The sequence below is a fragment of the Mycobacterium sp. E342 genome (assembly GCF_001667665.1).
In the GTDB taxonomy this organism is placed as follows: domain Bacteria; phylum Actinomycetota; class Actinomycetes; order Mycobacteriales; family Mycobacteriaceae; genus Mycobacterium.
The window spans coordinates 1-19,938 of record NZ_LZJM01000002.1 but is presented as its reverse complement, the minus strand read 5'-3'; the positions used below and the strand labels follow the sequence as shown (position 1 = coordinate 19,938).

The 19,938-nt window shown below is 67.6% G+C and carries 19 protein-coding genes; 3 read left to right on the top strand and 16 right to left on the bottom strand.

Going from position 1 to position 19,938, the window contains the following annotated elements:
- The first annotated feature begins 661 nt into the window (after positions 1 to 661).
- On the top strand, positions 662 to 1,105 hold the full coding sequence (locus tag A5692_RS29605; protein WP_231984121.1) for an AAA family ATPase: 444 nt from the start codon (positions 662 to 664) through the stop codon (positions 1,103 to 1,105).
- A gap of 54 nt (positions 1,106 to 1,159) precedes the next feature.
- Here the strand turns inward: A5692_RS29605 and A5692_RS00095 are convergent, their stop codons facing one another.
- From A5692_RS00095 to A5692_RS00030, 14 genes are all read right to left on the bottom strand, one after another.
- Positions 1,160 to 1,447 (bottom strand): WXG100 family type VII secretion target, encoded by a 288-nt coding sequence (locus A5692_RS00095; protein WP_068050886.1) that lies wholly within the window; start codon positions 1,445 to 1,447, stop codon positions 1,160 to 1,162.
- Between the two features lie 41 nt (positions 1,448 to 1,488).
- Positions 1,489 to 1,791 (bottom strand): WXG100 family type VII secretion target, encoded by a 303-nt coding sequence (locus tag A5692_RS00090; RefSeq protein ID WP_046184939.1) that lies wholly within the window; start codon positions 1,789 to 1,791, stop codon positions 1,489 to 1,491.
- 88 nt (positions 1,792 to 1,879) lie between these two features.
- Positions 1,880 to 3,067 carry a PPE family protein gene (locus A5692_RS00085; RefSeq protein ID WP_068050885.1) on the bottom strand — a complete coding sequence of 396 codons (1,188 nt, stop codon included), beginning with the start codon at positions 3,065 to 3,067 and terminating at the stop codon, positions 1,880 to 1,882.
- A gap of 292 nt (positions 3,068 to 3,359) precedes the next feature.
- Positions 3,360 to 5,156 carry a type VII secretion protein EccCb gene (gene eccCb / locus A5692_RS00080; protein WP_068050884.1) on the bottom strand — a complete coding sequence of 599 codons (1,797 nt, stop codon included), beginning with the start codon at positions 5,154 to 5,156 and terminating at the stop codon, positions 3,360 to 3,362.
- On the bottom strand, positions 5,153 to 7,393 hold the full coding sequence (gene eccCa / locus A5692_RS00075) for a type VII secretion protein EccCa (protein ID WP_068050882.1): 2,241 nt from the start codon (positions 7,391 to 7,393) through the stop codon (positions 5,153 to 5,155). The genes eccCb and eccCa overlap by 4 nt, the downstream gene beginning before the upstream one ends.
- Entirely contained in the window at positions 7,390 to 8,841 is a 1,452-nt protein-coding gene (gene eccB, locus A5692_RS00070; protein WP_068050881.1) for a type VII secretion protein EccB, read from the bottom strand. Before eccB ends, eccCa begins: the two co-directional genes overlap by 4 nt.
- A 3-nt stretch (positions 8,842 to 8,844) precedes the next feature.
- Complete coding sequence (gene eccA, locus A5692_RS00065) at positions 8,845 to 10,566, bottom strand: type VII secretion AAA-ATPase EccA (RefSeq protein WP_068050880.1); 1,722 nt, start codon at positions 10,564 to 10,566, stop codon at positions 8,845 to 8,847.
- Positions 10,563 to 11,162, bottom strand: coding sequence for a hypothetical protein (locus tag A5692_RS00060; RefSeq protein WP_068050879.1), 600 nt, complete (start codon positions 11,160 to 11,162; stop codon positions 10,563 to 10,565). The genes eccA and A5692_RS00060 overlap by 4 nt, the downstream gene beginning before the upstream one ends.
- Before the next feature lie 29 nt (positions 11,163 to 11,191).
- A complete protein-coding gene (locus tag A5692_RS00055) occupies positions 11,192 to 12,028 on the bottom strand; it encodes an ESX secretion-associated protein EspG (RefSeq protein ID WP_068050878.1) in 837 nt (278 codons plus the stop codon).
- 2 nt (positions 12,029 to 12,030) lie between these two features.
- Complete coding sequence (locus A5692_RS00050; protein WP_068050877.1) at positions 12,031 to 12,345, bottom strand: ESX-1 secretion-associated protein; 315 nt, start codon at positions 12,343 to 12,345, stop codon at positions 12,031 to 12,033.
- Positions 12,346 to 12,418: 73 nt separating this feature from the next.
- A complete protein-coding gene (locus A5692_RS00045; protein WP_068050876.1) occupies positions 12,419 to 13,705 on the bottom strand; it encodes an EspA/EspE family type VII secretion system effector in 1,287 nt (428 codons plus the stop codon).
- Positions 13,706 to 14,127: 422 nt separating this feature from the next.
- On the bottom strand, positions 14,128 to 14,442 hold the full coding sequence (locus A5692_RS00040) for an ESX-1 secretion-associated protein (RefSeq protein ID WP_068050875.1): 315 nt from the start codon (positions 14,440 to 14,442) through the stop codon (positions 14,128 to 14,130).
- A gap of 75 nt (positions 14,443 to 14,517) precedes the next feature.
- Positions 14,518 to 15,864, bottom strand: a complete 1,347-nt coding sequence (locus A5692_RS00035) for an EspA/EspE family type VII secretion system effector (protein ID WP_156765845.1) — start codon at positions 15,862 to 15,864, stop codon at positions 14,518 to 14,520.
- A 182-nt stretch (positions 15,865 to 16,046) separates the two neighbouring features.
- Positions 16,047 to 17,144, bottom strand: coding sequence for an FHA domain-containing protein (locus A5692_RS00030; protein WP_068050872.1), 1,098 nt, complete (start codon positions 17,142 to 17,144; stop codon positions 16,047 to 16,049).
- A gap of 497 nt (positions 17,145 to 17,641) precedes the next feature.
- On the opposite strand from A5692_RS00030, the gene A5692_RS00025 reads away from it, so the two are divergent.
- On the top strand, positions 17,642 to 17,923 hold the full coding sequence (locus A5692_RS00025; RefSeq protein ID WP_068050868.1) for a WhiB family transcriptional regulator: 282 nt from the start codon (positions 17,642 to 17,644) through the stop codon (positions 17,921 to 17,923).
- Between the two features lie 96 nt (positions 17,924 to 18,019).
- On the opposite strand, the gene A5692_RS00020 is transcribed toward A5692_RS00025, so the two are convergent.
- The gene (locus A5692_RS00020; protein ID WP_068050866.1) at positions 18,020 to 18,460 is read right to left on the bottom strand and encodes a nitroreductase family deazaflavin-dependent oxidoreductase; all 441 of its coding nucleotides are present in this window, start codon (positions 18,458 to 18,460) and stop codon (positions 18,020 to 18,022) included.
- A 14-nt stretch (positions 18,461 to 18,474) separates the two neighbouring features.
- A complete protein-coding gene (locus A5692_RS00015; RefSeq protein WP_068050864.1) occupies positions 18,475 to 19,317 on the bottom strand; it encodes an NAD(P)H-binding protein in 843 nt (280 codons plus the stop codon).
- A gap of 110 nt (positions 19,318 to 19,427) precedes the next feature.
- Between A5692_RS00015 and A5692_RS00010 the strand changes: the two genes are divergently transcribed.
- Positions 19,428 to 19,938 (top strand): sigma-70 family RNA polymerase sigma factor (locus A5692_RS00010; protein ID WP_156765844.1); only part of this gene is annotated, 511 nt, incomplete at its 3' end.

Below are 19,938 nucleotides of genomic sequence, written 5' to 3'. Positions count from 1 at the left end.
GATGCCGATCGAGTTGCCGGAGCAATCCCGCACCGGTCCAGCCGAATCGCCCACGCCGGCCCCACCGATGGAACCGCCGCCGCACCCTTCGCCGGTCGGGCTCGAACCTCCGCCGGCCGACCGATCGCCTCAGCGCCGCCCGCCGGCCCGGCCGGAACCCGCGACGGTCGACCGAAGTCGGCAGAGCCCGCCATCACCGGCCGCAGCGGAACCGGCCGTGGCGCAACGTCTCCCGCGACCACAGCAGCCCGCCCAGCAACCGCGACACGCGCGCCGCGGCAACGGCGATGATGCCCCCAGCCCCATCACCAACGGCGGCCCCAGGCGGCACGGCCACCGCGCCGAGAGCCAACCGGGTCGCGCACGAACTGCGAGCGGTCCGTCCGCGCCGGTGGGTCCGCGCCCCGGCCAGACGACAACGAAACCGAACGGCGGACCGGCGCTACCGCAGCAACGGGGACGGGGGACGGCCCCCGCCGGCCCGCCTCGTCCCGCACCGCGGCGACTCGCCGGCGCGCCGGCACAACAGGAACCAGTCTCGACACCCGCGAACGGCGAACGCGGTGCAAACCACGCCGTCACCCACATCGGCGTCAAGCCCGCCAGGGAGTCCGGCGATAGAGCCGTGCCGCAACGAGGTTGGCGCCGTTGGATACACAAGGTGACGCGCATCAACCCGGGACTGTCCCCAGACGAAAAATACGAGCTCGAGTTGTACCGGCGAATTCGCCGCAATCCCAGCGGTTCTCATCGGATCGCGGTGGTGGGCCTGAAGGGCGGTGCGGGGAAGACAACCTTGACGGTCGCCCTCGGCTCGGTGTTGGCACAGGTGCGAAGCGACCGGATTCTGGCGTTCGACGCGGACGCGGACTCGGGCAACCTCGCGGATCGCGCTGGCCGTCGGTCCGGCTCGACCGTTGCGTTGGGGCGGGCCGGGCGCCACGGGCGGCGTCCCAACCGGCGCATCGACGTCGAACTCCGTCTGCGCCGTCGCCTCATCCGGAATTTCCATTCCCTCGAGGGATTGGAAGAGCCGGTCGTAGTCGGCCGCCATCAAACCCTTTCGCCTATCTCAGTCATGCGAGGAAGCACGAGAGGAGCCTAAATCGCCTGTCAGGTCGACGTGGCCCGATCTCGTGCTTCGCCGCTCGCCATCGTCTTACGTGAACATGCCCGTGACGCCGGATTCGGTTTGAGCCATCGCCTGGCTGGCCTCGCTGATGCGCTGTGACAGCGCCTGCAACGCGGCGTTGAGTTCAGCGGAGGTGTCGTCCCAATTCCGCTGGACCTGCTGGTAGGCCTCCGAACCGCTGCCGCCCCACGCCTCCGCCAGCTTGGCGAGGGAACTCTTCCCCTCGTCGAGAAGGCCCTGGGTGCTCTGCACAGCGCCCGCAATCGAGCTGGATCCCGCTTCGATACCGGCGAAATTCCATGACTGTTCCGACATATTGTTGCTCCGTTTCTTTGTGTTGCTGAGGGGGTGATGGGTCAGAAGTTCATCTGCGACGACAGAGAACTGGCTTGTTCCTCGTCGGCCGAGGAGTACTGGATTCCGGCGCCGTGGATGTTCTGCGAAATCTCGCTGAGCGCCTTGATCTGCGCTTGGCCCGCTTCGTGGAAGCGCGTCAACGCCTGCTGAGCGGCGGCGCCGGCCTGACCGCGCCAGTGACCGGCCAACTCGCCCCCGGTCGACTCCACGGTCTGGATGACGCGCTGGAGCTCGCCGGAGATCCTGTCGAAGTTGCTAGCCTCCGCGCTGAGGGTAGCGGCATCGGTCTTCATCTCTGCCATGCTGGACTACTTTCTCTGTTTCCTGTCCTCGCCAAGTGATGGCAAGTCTTCCGGCCCGGGCGGCCGGGAAGCCTTTGTCGGTGGACGCTCACCAGTCGTCCTCGTGCTCGAAATCGACGTCTTCGTCGCCGTCCGGGTGGGCGAGCAGCGTGGGGGTCGCGACGGCGGGCCGGGAGGCCGCCGCGGATTGGGCGGTCGAGCCCATGCCGACGGGTGCCGCCCCGCCGGTCGCCGATGACCCCGCGCCGGCGCCCGCGAGCGGCGGGGTCTGGGCCGGCTTGTCGATCAGCTGGCTGATCAGTGAGGTGCGGGGTCCCGTCCCGCCCGCCCCGGGCAAGGCCTCCGAACGCATCAGTCCCATGCCGACGCTGGGCCCGGTTCCGCCCGCGAGCGGGTGGTTGGAAAGGGGACTGGCGCCGATCAGGCCCAGCTGTGCGCCGTCTCTGCCGGGCAGGTCGCCGAGCTTGTCGCCGAGCAGGCTGTCGCCGGGCCCGCCCATGCCGCCGGCCTGGCCGGCCATCGACGTGAGTTGCTGTAGCGGCTGCATCAGCTGCTGCATCGGCCCACCCAATTGACCCAGCTGTCCCAGGGCCGGCATGGCCGGCTGCTCGAGCGGCACCCCGGCCTCGGGGATGGCCTCCGGGATCTCCTCGACCTCGGACAGCGCGCGCAGCGCTCCCGGGATCGCTTCGGAGCCCACGGCCGAGAGTGTGCCCAGCGCCTCGGTGGTCACCGCTTCACCCACACCGGGTTGCAGGATCGGTTTGACGGGCGGAAGTGGGTCGAAGGTCGTGTTCGCGATAGTCTCGACCTGATAGATGTCCATCACGGCCGCGGCCTGGTTCCACATCCGGACGAAATAGTCGGTCTCGTTCAGGCCGATCGGGACCATGTTGATCCCGAGGAAATTCGTGGCGGTGAGCACCGCATGGGTGATGTGGTTGCTCGCGATCTCCGGCAGCGACGGGGTCATCGCCAGCGCCTTGGTGTACGACGCGGCCTGCGCCGCCGCCCGCATCGCCCGCTGCTGCGCCTGCTGGGCCGCGGTCTGCAGCCAGGCAACCATCGGCATCGTCGCGGCTATGGCGCGTTCGCTGCTCATGCCGGTCCACGACGCCTTGAGCGAGACCAGGGCCGCGGACAACTCCAGCGCCTGCGTCTCCAACGCGCCCGCGAGCGCTTCCCAGCCGGCGGCGGCCTGCAGCATCGGCGCCGGCCCCGCTCCGGCCATCAGCCGGGCGGTGTTCAGCTCCGGTGGCATCGCGTGCCACAACATGGTTATCCAGTCCCCTTGCCTGCGTGTGCTTTTCGGCTATGCCTGGAAGCCGGTCGGTACGCCGGAGTGTTCGGTGGCGCTTGCACCGGCCACGTCGAAAGTCGCCGCTCCACTTCGGCCGCTATTGGCTGGGATTGCGCCGCCAATAGCGACAACCGTCGGGCTGAGTGCCATTTTCTGCATTTGCGTACCTCACCTGTACTTCCGCGCGCAATTAACTATTCAATTGACGCAAACAACGCTTTAGACAACGCCGTCTCGGCTCGTTATGCCGACGGTGTTCCAGTGCTTCTTACTGGGCGCTGGGATAATCGTAACCGCCTCCTGGGGGTGCTGAGTGCACTTCTTCCGGGGGATCCAAGTAGGCGGCTTGAATGACCTCCTTACCCTCCGGAGTCACGAAAAATGCCTGGCCAGGCGGCCTTCGCTTGACCTGGATGTCCCTCGACGGGAAATCTTGCTTGTCGCCCGAAAGGAACAGGGTGGGTGATCCCGCGCCGTACGCGGCGCCGACGAACTTGTCCATCGTCGCCTTGTACGCGGAGCTCATTTGACAGGTCACAATGATGTGCAGCCCGATATCCTGAGCGGCCGGCAATAATGGCGCCAATGGAGCCATCGGCGGTATTCCCCCGGAGGCCGCCACGATCATGTGCCAATCGTCGACAAGAAGGACGACATCGAATCCGCTCCACCATGACCGAGACCGCAGTTGCGCGGTGGTCAGGTCCGCGGGTGGTAGCCGCTTCTGCAGGTTGAACGCCAGGGCTTTGATGGCTTCGTCGAGTGTCGTGCTGTTGCGGTTGATGGCGCCCGCGTCGAGCAGGTGGCTTTGCGGCACCGCGTCCAACAGCCCGGAGCGGTAGTCGGCGAGCATGAAGCGCACCTGCTTCGGGCTGTTGCGGGCGCAGATCGCCCGCGCGATCGCGTGAGCGGTACGGGTCTTGCCCGACTTGGCGGCGCCGAAGATCAACAAGTGCGGCGTGGTGTACATGTGCGCATGGGCCACCGACAGATCGCTTTCGCGCACTCCGATGGGGATGGTCCAGCGAGTGCGGTAGTCGGAGTCCGGGCCCGGCGGGTGCGGGTCGAGCTCGTAGAGGTAGATCCGCTCGGGCAGCACCCGGACCCGCGGCGCCTGCTCGGTGTGTTGGGCCGCAATCTCGTCCACCGCCGCGGTCAACGCCTCCACCAGGTTGTCGGCGCTGTGCACGCCGTCGAGCCGGGGGACGCCGATCATCAGGTGGTGCTTCTCGACCGACATCGCGCGGCCGGGCCGATTCGCCGGGATCTCGCGGGTGGCCCGATCGATCTGGGTGTCGTTGACGTCGCCGAGCCGGAACTCGATCTTGGTGCCCAGGTAATCGCGGACCCGCGACTTGAGTTCGGTCCAGCGTGGGGTGGTGATCACGACGTGGACGCCGAACGACAGACCCTGCGCGGCCAGATCCTGGACCTGCGACTCGAGGTCGGGAAACTCGCTGACGAACGCCGGCCAGCCGTCGATGACGAGGAAGACGTCGCCGAAGGGATCGGCCGCGACCGGCTGGCTCGGGTCCTCGCGCAGCTGTCGATACGCCGCGATCGAACCCACGCGGTGTTCCTTGAAGGTCGACTCCCGTTGCCGCAGTACGGCTTGCACCTCCGCAACCACGCGCATGACGCGGTCGGGCTCCGATCGGGTCGCCACCCCGCCGACGTGCGGCAGGTTCTCCAGATAGATCAGGCCCCCACCACCTAGATCGATGCAGTAGAACTGCACTTGCCTCGGTGAGTGGGTCGCTGCGGCCGACAGCATCATCGTCTGCAGGAGAGTGGACTTGCCGGTCTGCGGAGCGCCCCCGATGCCGATGTTGCCGCCCGCCCCGGACACGTCGACTCCCCACGTCGCCTGCCGGTGCATGCGCGGCTCGTCCATGACGCCCAGCGCGAACCGGAGGGGCTGGCTGTCGTCCCGGGCGATGAGTTCGTTGACCGGCGTCGGGTCGGTCAACGGGGGCAACCACATCTTGTAGGCGCGCGACTCGGTGGTGCTGAGTTGTTCGAGCACCACCTCGCGCAGCGCCCGCCCCTTGGCTTCGACCGTCATGACGCCATCACCTCGTCGGGCATGGGGCCCGCCGTGAACTGCTGGATGCGAACCCTTTTCGGGCCGGTTTGCGGGGCGGCCCCGTTGCCCTCGCCGTTGGTCTCGGCGCGAGTCGCCGGAATGTAGGTGTTACCGGTGTACAACGTGCTGAACTTGACCGGGTCTTCCATCCCGACCCGCAGGAACCCGACGCCGCTCTCCTTGTTGGTGATGTACTGCGCCTCCGGGGTCCCGATCACGGCCTTGGACTCGTGGGAACTGGTGGTGCGCAGCGCGATGCGGTACGTCAGGTTCGGCTCCAGTTTGTCGATGCGGACGCCACCGGTTTGCAGCGACTGGGTGGCCAGCAGCAGGTGCACGCGCAGCGACCGTCCCACCCGGCAGATCCTGTCGAACAACCCGATGAAGTCGGGGTGGCTCTGCAGCAGCTCGGCGAACTCGTCGACGACGACGAAAAGCGTTGGTAGGGGCGGAAGTTCGGCGCCCCGCTCGCGGTACTTCTCGTACTCGGCCACGCCCGACAGCGCTCCTGCGGCACCTACCTTCATGCCGGCCTGACGCAGAATCCCCTGCCGCCGGTCGAGTTCACCCGTCAGCACCTCACCCATACGGCTGACCAGTTCGGCTTCCTCGGCCATGTTGGTCACCACGGCGGCGGTGTGCGGCAGCTTCTCCATTCCCAAGAACGTTGAACCACCTTTGAAGTCGGTCAGCAGCAGGTTGACCTGGTCGGGGTGGTGCATCGCCACCAGCGACAGGATCAGGGTCCGCAGGAATTCGGACTTTCCCGACCCGGTGGTGCCGATGAGCATGCCGTGCGGCCCGGCACCGAACTCGGCGCCCTCCTTGATGTCGAGGTACATGACGTTGCCGGTCTTGAGTTCGTGGCCGAACGGGATCTTCAGCCGGTCGCGGTCGGTATCGGTGAACATCCGCCAACGGCTGGGCGTCACCTCTTCCACGCTGTGCGCACCCACCAGTTGGTGCCACTCCGTGGCCGCTTTCTTCTGGATGCCGCTGGCCTTCTTGTCGAGGACCGTGCCGGTGATGGACCAACCGGCGAGCTTGCGCGCGATGCGGGAGGCCTGATGCGCCGACATCCGGTCGGCGACCGACGTCACCTGACGAAATTGCTGCCCCGGCAACCGGTCGTCGGCGGTACCGTCGTCGGCGACCCTGATCCGGTAGTTCGAGCCGCGGTGGTTGCCCAGCGTGATCACCGTGACGCCGGCCCTGCCGTCGGGGGGGAAGCCGGCCCGCCCGCCGGTCAGATCGACGACCACCACGTAAGGACCACCGGGCAGTGAGTCCGGGGTATGCGGCCCACGCGCGGCCAGGTCCGACAAGTTGTCCGGGCGGGTGTAGATCATGCGGACCGGCCCCGCGGCGTCCGTCTCGGTCGGATGTTGAACGTGCGGAAGCCATTTCAGCCACGACCAATCCGGGTCGTCCGGGTCCTCGGTGAGCACCCGGATCTGCAGCAGGTCGGGTGGATGGAAGACGGCGAGGTGGCAGATCATCGCGGTCAGCAAGCCGGCCGCCCCCGCCGTGTCGCCGCCGACCGCGATGGTGGGAAAGGTGCGCAGCTGCACCAGTTTCGGGCAGTCATGGATAAGTCCATGAGTGCGCAGGAACTTGACCACCCACATGTTGGCGACCGGTTCGAGGTATGGCTGGGGCGCCGCGGTCGGGCCGGCCAACTCCCCGCCCGCGGACGGCTTCATCAGCCGGTCCACCGCCGGTTGGTCACCGATCCCGATGCGGGTTGCCGCGTAGAAGTCGGCGTTCGCCGGGCGCGACCACTGCCGCGGCGTGCCGATGAGCGAGGCCAGATCGTCGGGATGCGGTGCGTGGTAACCGAAGAACGCGACCTGCGCGCTGGCCGATGACGTCACCCGGGGACGAAGCCCCGCCAGGTAACGCAGGTACTCCTTGCGGTCGGCGTTGATCTCGGGCACCTTCTTGCCGCCGCCACCGTGACCGGCCATCATGCCCATCGACATCATGATCATCATCAGCGGCATCATCAGCATGTAGGGCGACAGCTGCCTGGTGCCGGTCACCACCATGATCGCGATCATCCCGAGCATGCAGACACCCATGACATAGGGAAGGGCCTTCTGCACACCCGACGGCGGGATGTCCACCCCGAGGTCCTCGGGCGGGGTGAGGCTGATCTCGCCCGGGGTCAGCCGGGGCCCGCGCGTGACGGTGGGGGTGAACTTCTTGGTCGTCATGACGGACCTCCCGGAGCCGCGGCCGGCGCCTTTCGCGGGCTGGGGTCGGCGGGCAGCGTGTCGTGCTCGAGCAGCGCGGCCTCCTTGGACAACACCGGACCGTCGACCAGCAGGCGCACGATCTCCCATGGCGCGGTCTTCGGCGCGCTGAGCCCCAGCGCCGAGGCCGCCTGGGCGTCGGACAGCCCGTAGCGCACACCCTGCGGGTCGACGTAGTACAGCGATTCGCCGTACCGCGGGTCCGGGGACTGCAGTTGCACGTACTTGCCGCCGTCTGTGTAAACCGTTGCGGGACCCTGGATCTGCTTTATCCCGGAATTCATCGCCGACGCCGGGATCGGCAGATGACGCCCCGTCAACACGGTCGTCTTCGGCGCCTGATCACCGGCTTTGCGTTCCCACGTCCAGCACAGGGTGGGGTCTTGTGGCCGGGAGACGATCTTGACCGGCTCGTCGGGCAGCGGTGAGTTGTACACCGCCTCGGGGATCCTGACGATCTCGCTCGGCACCACCGCCGGCGGCTCCACCAGCCCGTAGGACTGGATGGCGCGCAGCGCCGCCGCGGTGTTGGCGTTGACGGATGCCACGCCGTCGGGCAGCACCACGAAGTAGCGCGGACCGGAGTTCGCGTGGATCTGCAGGATCGACCCGATCACCAATTGTTCGGGGAGCCCGAGGGTGTTCGGGGAGCCGGCGCCGGGGATCGGCGGCAGCCGCCAGGAGCCGGCGTCGGGGAGCGCGTTGAACATGGCTTCGGAGATGGGGCTCGGCTTGGCCGTACCGCGGATCCCGACGGCGAAGGTCATCGGGCGGTCACTGAGGTCCGTCGCATGACGCCCGCGTCTGTCCACGACCCAGTCCTTGCCCTGATACGACGCCAACAGCGCCTCGTTCGGGAGGATGGGGTCGATCGCGGGGGTCTCGATCTGCAGCGGCATCGCGATCACCGACGTCTGCACTGTGGGGGCGATGCTCTCGGCCTTGGTGACCGTGTCGCACAGCGCCCACACCGACGCGGAGTCCGCCGACACGGGCGTGGCGTACGGGGCGCCGGGGATGCCGACGGACTGCCCCTTGGGAAGCCGGTTGAGTTCGGCGGGTTTGACGGCCTTCGGTTCGGCCGGGTTGCCCAAAATCAGTCGCGCCGAGGTCAGGTTGTACACGGGGTGCAGCTGGCCCGAGACCATCAGGTAGAGCTGGTTGGTGGCGCGGTCGACGAACAAGTTGCCGCTGCCGAGCTTGCCCTGCGGCTTGAAGTACGCCATCGCGAGCGCGCCCACCACGACGAGCACCGAGACCAAGACACCCAGCGCGACCGAGCGGCTGTAGAACTGCAGCGGGTCGTCGAACATCCGGGTGTCGCGCCGGACGATGGCGTGCTCGAGGCGTCGCAGCAAGAAGCGCCAGCCGCTGACCTGAACCTTGGTGGTTAGCCGAAACCCCGCCATGTGTCACTCGGTGATGTTGAGTCGTCCGTGTACCGCGGCGATCGCCTCGGTCATGTCCTCGCCGTTGATCTCGCGCAGGCGGTCCTCGTCGAGCGATTCGAAATCGGCGGAGCGGGTGAGCCGGATGTCGCGGTATTGCTCGCCGGCTTCGACCAATTGGCGTGCGTAGCGGCCGTTGCCCGCGATGTCGAGCGCGGCTTTGCCGCGCACCGTCTGCTGGCTCAGCAGCTTGGCCGCCTGCAGCAGGTTGTCGGCCGCCTCGGTGCTCAGCGCCGAGTCATTGGCGGCCGCAATCACTTTCGCGATCTCCAGGATCTCCTCGGGCGAGTAGGAGTCGAATTCGATGCGGGTGGCGAAGCGCGACCGCAGGCCCTCGTTGGTTTCCAGCAGCCGGTCGATGTCGGAGCCGTAGCCAGCGATGATCACCACGAGCCGGTCGCGGTCGTTTTCCATGCGTGCCAGCAACGTGTCGAGCGCCTCCTGCCCGAAGGGGTCGGTGCGCCCGTCCCGTTCCTGTACCAGTGCGTACGCCTCGTCGATGAACAGGACACCGCCCAGGGCGCGATCGATCGTCTTGGTGGTCTTGACCGCGGACTGGCCCTCGTATTCGGCGACGAAGTCCTTGCGCGCGGTCTCGACGAGCTTCGGTTCACCGATGACGCCCAGCCCGGCGAGGATGTTGGCCACCACCCGGGCGATGGTCGTCTTGCCGGTGCCCGGCGGGCCGGTGAAAATCATGTGCTTGCTCGGTTGTGCGACCTTCATGCCGCGCGCCGCGCGAACCCGGGCCATCTGGGTCGCGGCGCGGTATCGCTCGACCTGTTCCTTGACCCGGGTGAGCCCGATCTGCCGCTCCAGCTCGGCTTCCGCCTGCGCGAGCAACTTGTCGCGGCCCGACGTGTCGGCCACGACGGTGTTCGCGTCCCACGGGTCGGTGCGGGCGGAGATCTGTTCGGCGCTGGTCGTCGTCAAGCGGAACGACGGATCCTTCAGCGCGGCAGTTACTTTGGGCTCCGGGTGGGTGGTCTGCAGCCATTCCAGAAGCGCCACCGCCGCTTCCTCGTTCCCTTGGCTGCGGCGCGTCATCGCCAGGTACCAGGCGATGGCCCGGGCGCACGCCTCGCCGGCCGGCGACGCGTTCGCTTCGGTGAGCCGGCGCTCGGCCTCGGTGAACAGGCCGAGGTTGGCCGCGGCGACCCCGTGCGCGACCCCGGCAGCGGCGGCGAGGAACTCGTCCGGCCACCGTCCGGCGCCCCTGACCTCGTCGATCACGTTGGTCCAGCGCTGCGCCTCGCCGTAGATCACCGCCTTGACCCACGACAGGAGGTGCTCGGCGCCGGTGGTCGGGGTGTTGTCGATGGCCTCCATCGCGTCGGCGTAATTGCCCTGCGCCGCCTCGCTCACGGCGAAGCCCATGGTGATCGCCAGGGGCGAGTTGGCCGGGTAGGTGATGTCGCCGTAGAGGCCGCCGATCGGGAGTCGCGCGCCCACGGCGTTCATCGAAATCTGGGCGGACCCGGCCAGCTGGCCGAAATGAGTTCGCGAGTACCAGGCGCGGAACAGCGTCACCCGCTCGGTGTCGCCGCAGCGGATCCGGCCGATCCATGCGTCGCAGGCGGATTCGTCATAGTTGGTGATCTCGGTGAACAGCTCCAGCGCCCGCGCCTCCGACACGGGCAGCATGCCGACCGCACTCTCGAACAGGCCGGTCAGGTGTTCTGTCATTTATCGGTCGCGTATCGGGTGGCGAACACTTCCGCCTGCGCCGCGGCGGCCTGTTCCGGCGTGACCAAACCGATGCCGTTCTCCATGAAGTCGCGCACGACCTCACCGCCGTCGATTCCCATTTCCCGCATGGTTTCCGACAGGGAGTCGTCGCCCAACAGGTAGCTGTGCTGGGCGGCCAAGCCCTTCTGCCGAGCCAGGTCCGCGATGACGAGGATCTCCTCGGCGAGTTCGGCCTCGCTCATGCTGGTCACCTTCGGCGACAACTCGACGCGCTGGGTCCTCCCGTCCATCAACGCCGACACCGACACCGTCTCGGGGGGATTGGTCACCGTGAACTCCTGGGGGGCTTCTTCTTCGCCCTCACCCGCTTCCCGGCCGGTGTCGGTCTGCGACTCGATCGCGGCGAGGTCGGTGTCGAGATCCTCGGGTTCGCTCGGCGCGTAGTCGTGCAACGCGTCGACGGACGACTCCTCGTCGTCCTCTGCAGGTGCTGAGAAGTCCAGTGCGTCCGACTCTTCGAGGACGTCGGAACCGGATTCGGCGGCGGAGAAATCCAGGGCGGCCAGATCATCGCGGTCGTCGTACTGCGGCATGGTTCTCTCTTTCTGAACTGTCAATCGGCTTAGGGCCCGAAGGATGCTTCGATGCGGTCAAACCAGGCGCCCGCGGGTAGGAACTCCAGGAGCCCATCCAGCGCGCGCTGCAGGTTTTCTTGGGTGCCGGGCAGGAAGCTGCCGTACAGCTCACCGCCGACGCGGCGGGGCAGCGACACCAGCCTGCCGTGCACCGAGTCCAGGACACCGGCGGCGACGTCGGTATGCGTGGACGTTCCGCCCGGGTGGCGTTGGCCGGCAACGATCTCCACCCAACCGCTCGGATCGCGGATGATCTCGGCGTAGACCCGGGCCGACGCCGGCGCGGCGCCGTGCTGGCCCAGTTGGGCGGCAGTGGTGCACCCGGCCAACTCGGCCGCGGCACCGGTGAGCGGGTCGACGTTAGCGGGCGCGGACGGGCCGAGCACGGTATTCACCATGCCCGCCAGACCGACCTGCGGGGCCACCCATTGCAGTACCACCAAGTCGCCGTCACGCACGGCGATGACGTGGCGCTCGCCCTTGCGGCACACCGCAAATCGCACCATGACCCCACCGTGATCACGCCGCCACCAGCGGCACTCCAGGCTGCGGTCGGCCCTGCTGAGCGTGTCCACCATCGCCGCCACCGCCGGGTGGGGCTGGCTCTGGTGGTCCAACACCCCCTGCGCGGTGAGGTCGCGCTGCACCTGATCCCACACGAGATCCCGCAACTCCTCTTGAGGGATGTTCGGGCGGATCCCGAGCGCCGTCGGAAAGTCGACCAGGTGCAGTCGGTCGGCGATCACCAAGATGCCGTCGACGGTCACCTCCACCCCGACGACGTCGTCGAGGCCCGCTATGCCGGGAGCGAGGGGACCGGACATGATCAGCTGTCGAGCATCTGCTTGGTGAGGTTGCCGCTAAGCTCTTCGTCGACGCTCTCATACGTTTGCTTGGCGACGCGCAACTTCGCGGCGAGATCCGATGCGTGCTGCCGGATATTCTGGCCCGCGCCGCGGCGCTGCTTTTCGGCGGTGACGAATGCGCTGTTGGACGCCCCGCTGATCACGCCGTGCGTTACCCACACCGCCGTCTCGGTATTGCTCGCGGCCGATGCAGCATCTTCCGCCTTGGCGGCCGCTTGCCCTTGCTTTGTCGCCAATTGTTCGAGATATTTTTCGTCGACATTCAAATTTGCCATGCAAATCTCCTCAACGGGTATTTCTACTCGCTATTGCCTTGACTCGTACCGGTTTTTGCCGCACTCGCGACGGCTAGAGGACCCGCTGCGAGCGGCCCGGTTCCGGTGCCGCTTCGTGGCCGGCCGGTGTGCCGCCGACAGGCGCGCGCTCGGCACCCGGCGCAGCCGGCGCCGCTCCGTCGCCGTTGCCCACCACCGCGGCGTCCGCCGGGGCGGGCTCCTGGGCGGCGTTCTCGACGGGCGGCGTTGCCTGCGGGCGTTGCTGACCGGTCGAGGCGAGTTGTTGCACCTGCCCCATCATCTGGTTGACGAAGTTCATCGGCTGCGAGATTTGCCCCGACGCCTGTGCGAGTTGCCCGGAAGCCTGGGCGACCTGGCTCAGGGTGGGCGCCGGCGCCGTCGCCACCGGGGTGGCGGTTTCGACGGGTGCCGCGCCGTCGCTCTTGAGCGCACCCAGGACGGCGCGTTCCTCCGGCGAATCGCCGGCCGTCGGCGCCAAGCTGGCCAACGAGGCGACCGTCGGTGCGGCGGAGAAGGCCGACAGGCTGGCGGAGATGGCTTTGAAGTCGCCCGTCGTGGTCGCCTCCGCCCCCTTGATTTCTATCCGGGCGAACGAGCTGGTCGGGATCGCCTTCTCGGCGACCGCGCCGTACTCCAGCGCGACCGCGTGGATCTGGCCGGAAAGGGACATCGAGTTGGACAGCGTGAACATCTCGAACGCCAGGACGGTGGCGCATGCCGCGAAGGCGGCGATGATCTGCCACGCCGCCGATATCTCGTGACCGACGACCGGGATCAGGTACAGCGCCAGCGCAATGCCCTGGGCGATGACGAGCCCCAGCAGTGTCACCGCGATGCAGTTGTGCGCCTTGGCGACCTCGGAGCTCTGGTCGGCCATCAGGGTCTGCATCTTCTTGTCCAAGTCCTGCATCGTCTGCACAAGTGCCTGCAGCGCCTTGGTCGCGTCGGCGTAGGCCTTCGCCGCGTCGCCGCTCCAGTCCCGCGAGTCCGGGACGGCTTCGTTGAGATAGAGGTACAGGGTCTCGTACTTGTCGGCGCCGCTGGTGAATGAGGCGCCCTTGTCGGGGGTCCAGAATCCGTTGAGCAGGTCCACCGCCGAGACCGCCACCATCGCGACGTCGATGATCGCCGTCGGTGTCGGCAGCGTCTTCGTGCCCTGGGTTTTCAGCGCGTCCGCGAGGACTTTGATCTGGTTCCTGCCGTACCACATCGCCTTCCCGGCGAGCGCGCCGAGGTTCGCCCCCAGGCCGAGCCAATCCCCCGAATACGCCGCACCCCCGCCGGCCTGTAGCCGGGTGAAGCAGTAGGCCAGATCGTGAATACCTGCAAGACGACTCACGGCGGTGCATCCCTTCGCGCTCGCTGATTGTTGTTGCACTCATGTTCAGGACGGTAGGCTGAGCCTAACGCGCTCCGGCGAGGTGCGGCTGCACGAATATTGCCGGGGCACAAAGGATTCAGCGAACAAACGGTGAACGCCGCAGTAACAGAAAGCGCCGGTCACCGGTGAGGCATGCGCGCCGACTCCGCCGGTGCGGCTGACGGCCCACCGCCCTCGAGCCTTCAGGCCGCCACCGGGCGCGGCCCGCCGAGGTTTCGCTGATCCCTCCCATGTCCTGACCCGAAGGGGCCGGAGCCCAAGACGGGGCGCGGGACGACGGGTCAAATCGACTGCGCTGGTGGCGAATTAGGCCAGATGAGAGCCCGTGCGATTACCCTGGGCGGCGACGTCGGCCTCCGCCCGGCGACGAGCAGGCGTGATCAGCGATCGAGGACCTGCTTGTCGATGTTCTTGCCCGCCTGTTCGTCGGTGCTCGCGTAGACCTTCTTGGCGGTACGCAACTTTTCGGCGAGTTCTGTGGACGCTTTGCTCATGGCTTCGCCCGTGCTCTTGCGCGCCTCCGCGGCCTTGGTGAAAGCGAGGTTCGAGTACCAGCTGACCACGCCGTGGGTGACCCAGACGGCGGTCTCGAGACCAGAGGCCGCCGATGCCGCGGTCCCGGCCTGCGTCGAGGCCTGGTCCTGCGTTGTCGCCAGTTCTTCCAGGTGTCCCGGTGTGACGGTTACATCGGCCACGAGTTCTCTCCTTAATGCCTAGTTCAATGTCTGGTTTTGTGTCTTGCGCACAACGGCTTTCGACGCCTCGCGGCGTCAGACGACGCGCTCGACCGGGCTGGGCTGCTGCATCGGTTCGGCGCCGGCCATGACGGCCTCGACGGGTGCACGTTCGGCACCGGCGGCGCCCGACCCGGCTCCCTCGACCTCGCCCGCGAGCGCGGCGTCGGTGGCGGCCTCTTCGGCGGGCGCGGCGGCACCCTGGCCTTGCTGGGCCATTTGAACCATCTGCTGCACCTGACCCATCGCCTGGTTGACCAGTTGTGCGGGCTGCGACAGTTGCCCGGAGAGTTTCGCGGCTTGACCCGACGTTGCGGACAGCTGGGCCACGTTGGGCATCGTGCCGGTGGGTGCGGGCGGCGTGTCCTTGTCCGGCGCCGCCTCATCCTGCGCCTGCGCCTGGACGGCGCCGTCCCCTGCCGATTCGCTCGCGCTCACCTGCGCGGCCAGGGGCGCGCGTTCGTCCTCAGAACCGTTGGCCGCACCGGTCGACGAGGTGAGGGTCGGCGTGGCGGACAAAGCGGACATGCCCGACATGCTGTCGGAGATGGCGGTGAAGCTGGAGACGGCGGTCTCTCCCGATGTGGCCTTGCCGGCCTTGGCGTCCGAACCCGTTTGCACGGTGCCCGCGGCCAGTTGGGCGTACTGACTTGCCAAAAGCTCCGCCTGTTTGCCATTGGTCACCGATAAATAGGTCAGGCCGCCAAGGAATGCCGTGGCGGCACCGATTCCTAGCGTGGCCACCGTGATGGCGAATGCTTTGGCCGCCACGGGGCCGGTCGGGGCGGGTACCGCAAATGTCATGACCAATTCGATGATCAGGGCGGCCAAAAGTATGTCTTTGAGTATTCCGAAGCCCAACCGTGCGTGGGTGACCCACTCGGCCTGATCACTCACCAGGGCCGCCAACTTGACGTCCAGGCCGGCCATTGTTTGCGCCATGGTTTCCAGTGCCTTGTCCAGCTCGGCATAGGCATCCGACCCGGAACCCTCCCAGTGGTAGTCCGGACGGGCTGACTTCAGTTGTTCGGAGAGGGCGGTGAATTGTTGGGCACCAACTTTGAGGTCGTCGCCCTCGGTTGGCGCCCCGAAGCCAATCGTCAGCTCCATCATCTCGACGATGGTGAGGGTAATGGAGATGATGCTGAGCCCTTGTTGAAACTTTTTCATGCCGTCGGCGCCGCCCATGCGGGCGCCCAGATTCGCGCGCTGAAGGGTGCTCATGCCCGCGACGTGATTCCGCACTCCGCGCTGAACGCCAACCATCACGATGGAGCCCAAATCCGCGCCACCGCCGGTTCCCATGCTCGCAATGTATTCAGCGCTCATTCCGGAGGTGCCGGTGACGCCGAGGCCGGCGGCTTGCTGACCTAGCCCGGTCAACGAGCCGATGATCCTGGCGGCTTGGACAAATACAGACATCTGAGTCCTCCGTATGAAGCGATATTGCGCGTCGAGCCGGCGCTGTGCGATTTAACCGCCCATTTAGCGTAACCCGCTCCGCGCGGGGTCCGTGCACGAATTTTCGGGATAGCCAACGGCTTCCATCGAGGGGTTTTACCGAGTCAGTGAATGTGGCCGATGAGCGTTTCAATCGCATCGGCGACTGCGGCGGGCACCGCTTCGTCGGCTTCGGCGCGCGCGATCATTTCTTCCGTCACGCCGGCAGCTTCCGCGGTTTCCGCGGGCGAGAGGTTGGCGCGGCGCCGGGCGGCGTACAGGCGTTGCGCCAGCGGCGCGCCCGGAGCGCTCGCCCCGAGCGTCATCAGTTCGTCGTAGTGGCGGCGGACCGTGCCCAACGCTTTGATCAGTTCGGGGGTGATCCGGCTGATGCGGGTGGCCCGCACGGCGATCGCCTCGAGCTGGCGGAGGTCGGCGAGGATTGGCGTCGCCCGCTCGGTGAACTCGGGGTCGCCGGTCGGCGGTAGGGCGGCGATCGCCAGGACGCAGCCGTCCACGGCCGCGACGATCGCCTGCGCGATCAACGAGGTCGGCGCGTCGGAATGCGATGCGCCCGCGGGCGGCGCCGCGGCGTCGGACGTGGCCGCCTCCGTGGTGAGTTCGCCGTCGTCCGGCTGCCCGCGCCGGAGCCGCGCGATGGTCCCGGCGGGCCATTGGAGCACTTGCTCGAGCTTGGCCTGGGTCCGCTCGCGCGGCCAACTGCGGCCTTTCTCGAATGCGATGAGTGCGCCGGCGTTGATGATCCCGTCGGCCGCCAGGCTGCGTTGGCTGATCCCCAGTTCACGACGTCGCGCGGCGGCCGCCGCACCCGCGCGCGCCATGCCCGGATCCGGTTCGCCGGCATCGGCAGCCTGGCCGTCGGGGCGCCCATCGGCACTGGGGGGTTTGACGACCTCGAACGTCAGCACCTCCCCGGCGGGATCACCGAGCCGGACCGTTGTCCTGTCGGTGACCGTCACGGAGCTCGTCCGTCGGCCGTCGACGAACATGCCGTTCGGACCCTCATCGACAATCCGCCACGAACCGTCGACGGGTTCAGCGTGAAAGCGCTCCGCGGAGAAAGAAAGGTGTTCGATCCGCACGTCGGCCCGCGCGTCCCGGCCGATGGTCACCACACCCGTCCCGGGCTCGATCGCATGGGAGGTATCGCCGCTGCGCACGACCAGCAGAGGGGGCTCGGCAGTCGACTCGGCGCTTGGCATCTGCGGTGATTTCCTCGCTCAAGGACGGCGTGGCGGGCCTTCCGCCTCGATCAGTCTAACCGTCGCGCCGCTCCGATTTCTATCGTGTGACGCTACGTTTCAAATCACAGTCGGGGGGCCGCACCGTGGTAACGCGACGCCTAGACCACCGCGTAGGGCCGGTTGCCCGGCCGCCGGCCCGTGTCCGTCCGGCCGTCACCAGGCCCGGCGCTACGGTTTCATGGCTCTGAAACTCCACCTTGGGGCCCGGTTCGGCGGTCCGCACACCCAGCGCTACGGTTACTTACCCGTCCACCGGGCTGGCCCGCCACACGGACAAAAAGCCTGCTCACTGAGGTGATAGGCGCCGATGCGGATCCGTCGCGCCGACCATTGATCCGCCGAGGGGCGCGGCACCCGATGCGATACCGAAATTAAACCGTTGCATCGCAGCGGTTAGTGCTATACCGTTGCGTGACATACCAGCACAACGCAATGCTTCTGGAGGAACGAGCGACATGACCGCGATACCTTTGTTCAACATCCCGCTCGGCGCCTGCACGCAGGACCCCGACCGCTGGACCACCGCCCCCGACGCCGAGGCGATCGCCCTGTGCCGGGCGTGCCCGCGCCGCTGGATGTGCGCGCGGGATGCCGTGGAGTCGGCCGGCGCGGAAGGTTTGTGGGCTGGAGTGGTGATCCCCGAAGGCGGCCGCCCGCGTGCATTCGCATTGCGCCAACTTCGGTCCCTGGCCGAGCGCAACGGATACCCGGTGCGCGAGACCGCGAAGTCGGCCTAGCCCCGGCCCATGGCCGCCGATTGTGAACCCGCGGCAACCGGTGGTGGCCGAAACCGCTGCGGCGCTTTCTCTTTGGGGCGACCGAGCAGGCCGCCGTCAAGCCGGCTCGAAGCGGAAGACGGCCAGCCGCCCCGCCAGTGCTTCGAATTCGTCGGCCGTTCCATCACGCACCATCCCGGACCGTTTGGCGAACGCCACCCCGACGGGGACTTTGGCGGCGAATTCCCGCAGCACCGGCCGGGCTTCGCCGGCGGAGAGTTCGACGATCCGGACTTCCTGTGACCGCCGTCCGCGGCTGAGCATGCCGGTGCCCGCCGCCCGGGCGTTCGCCGCCCAGTCGGCGCCGGGATAGCCCGCCACGACGTACATGCCGCCCTCGAATTCGAACGGCGTCATCGGGGTGCTGCGGGGCCGGCCCGACTTGCGGCCGGGCACCGTCAACACCATCGCCGGGCCGGTGGGAATCCCGAGCCGTTGGACCGCCATCATCACCCTGTTCATGGGTTTGAGGTAGCGCGGCGGATGCGGTTGTGACATGTCGTTCTCCTTAGCTATTTCGCACCGGCGAAAACGGCTCGGTGCTCGGTGACCCACTGGGCGAACGGCCGCGCCGGCCGCCCGAGGACCTTCTCCACGTCGTGGGTGATGAGTGCCGGTGCATCGAGCGTCATGGCCAGCATGGCGATGTAGGCATCGGCGAAGCCCGCGGTGAAGCCCAACCGCAGAAACCGCTCGCGCACCGCGCTAGTCGGAATCTCCCGATATTGCAGCGGGCGGCCCAGCACGTCGCCGATGACCTCGACGAGCTCCGCGTTGGTGAACGCCTGGGGACCGGTCAGCGGGATCCGCTGGCCGACAAGCTCATCGGTGAGCAACGCCCGCGCCGCGACCTCCGCGATGTCGGTCTCGACGATCGGCGCCGTCGACGCCGCGGCGTATGGTCCGAAAATCACATCGCCCGCGCGGATCTGCGGTGACCACATGCCGGCGAAGTTCGTCGCGAAGACGGTGGGCCGCAGGCTCACCCACGCCAAACCGGAGTCGACGGCGAGCTGTTCGACCTCCTTGTTGCGGTCCCCCCGGAAGCGGGAGGGCTGGCGGGCGAAGTCGTCGTCGGCGTTGATCGCCGAGAGCGCGACCAGTTTGGTGACCCCGGCGCGCACGCACTGGGCCACCACGGCTTCCAGGTCGGCACCCAGCGCCCGGGAGTTGAGGAACACCGCCGACGCGCCCGGCAGCGCCTCGACCGCCGAGCGTGTGAGTTCGACGCCGGGCGGAAGCCCGGCGGTCTCCGGCGTGCGGGTCACCGCCCGTACGGACGCTCCCGCGCCGGCGAGCGCGCCGACGAGAGGGCGCCCGACGTTGCCGGTCGCCCCGGTTACCACGATGGTCATGGCATGACTCCTTTCGGAATTTTCTGTGCTACTCCAAGGACGGGGCGAAAGGTGGAAAAGTTACCCGCGAGAACCCGTAACTTTTTGCCGCAGCGAATCGTCGAAGAGTCATGAACCAGTCGCAGTCAGCGGGCGACCAGGTCGCCGAGGCCTGGCGTCGTCACCGCCCGTATCTGGTCAACCTCGCCTACCAGATGCTTGGGGACGTCGGTGACGCGGAAGACGTTGTGCAGGAAGCCTTCCTGCGCCTCTCACGGACCGAGGTCGGCGAGGTCGAGGACGTCCGAGGCTGGTTGACGGTGGTCGCAAGCCGGCTCTGCCTCGACCAGGTGCGCTCGGCCCGCGCCCGTTACGAGCGTCCGGGCGAGGTCCAAGAGCTACCCGCGCCGCACCGCTGTGACCCGGCGGACCGGATCACCCTCGACGACGAGATCCGCTCCGCATTGCTGGAGGTCTTGCGCAGGCTCAGTCCCGCGGAACGGGTCGCCTTCGTACTGCACGACGTGTTCGGCGTCCCCTTCGACTCGATCTCGGAAACGGTGGGCCGCCCGGTCGGCACCTGCCGTCAGCTGGCACGGCGCGCGCGGGCCAAATTCCTTGCCGCGCAACCCAAAACCAACG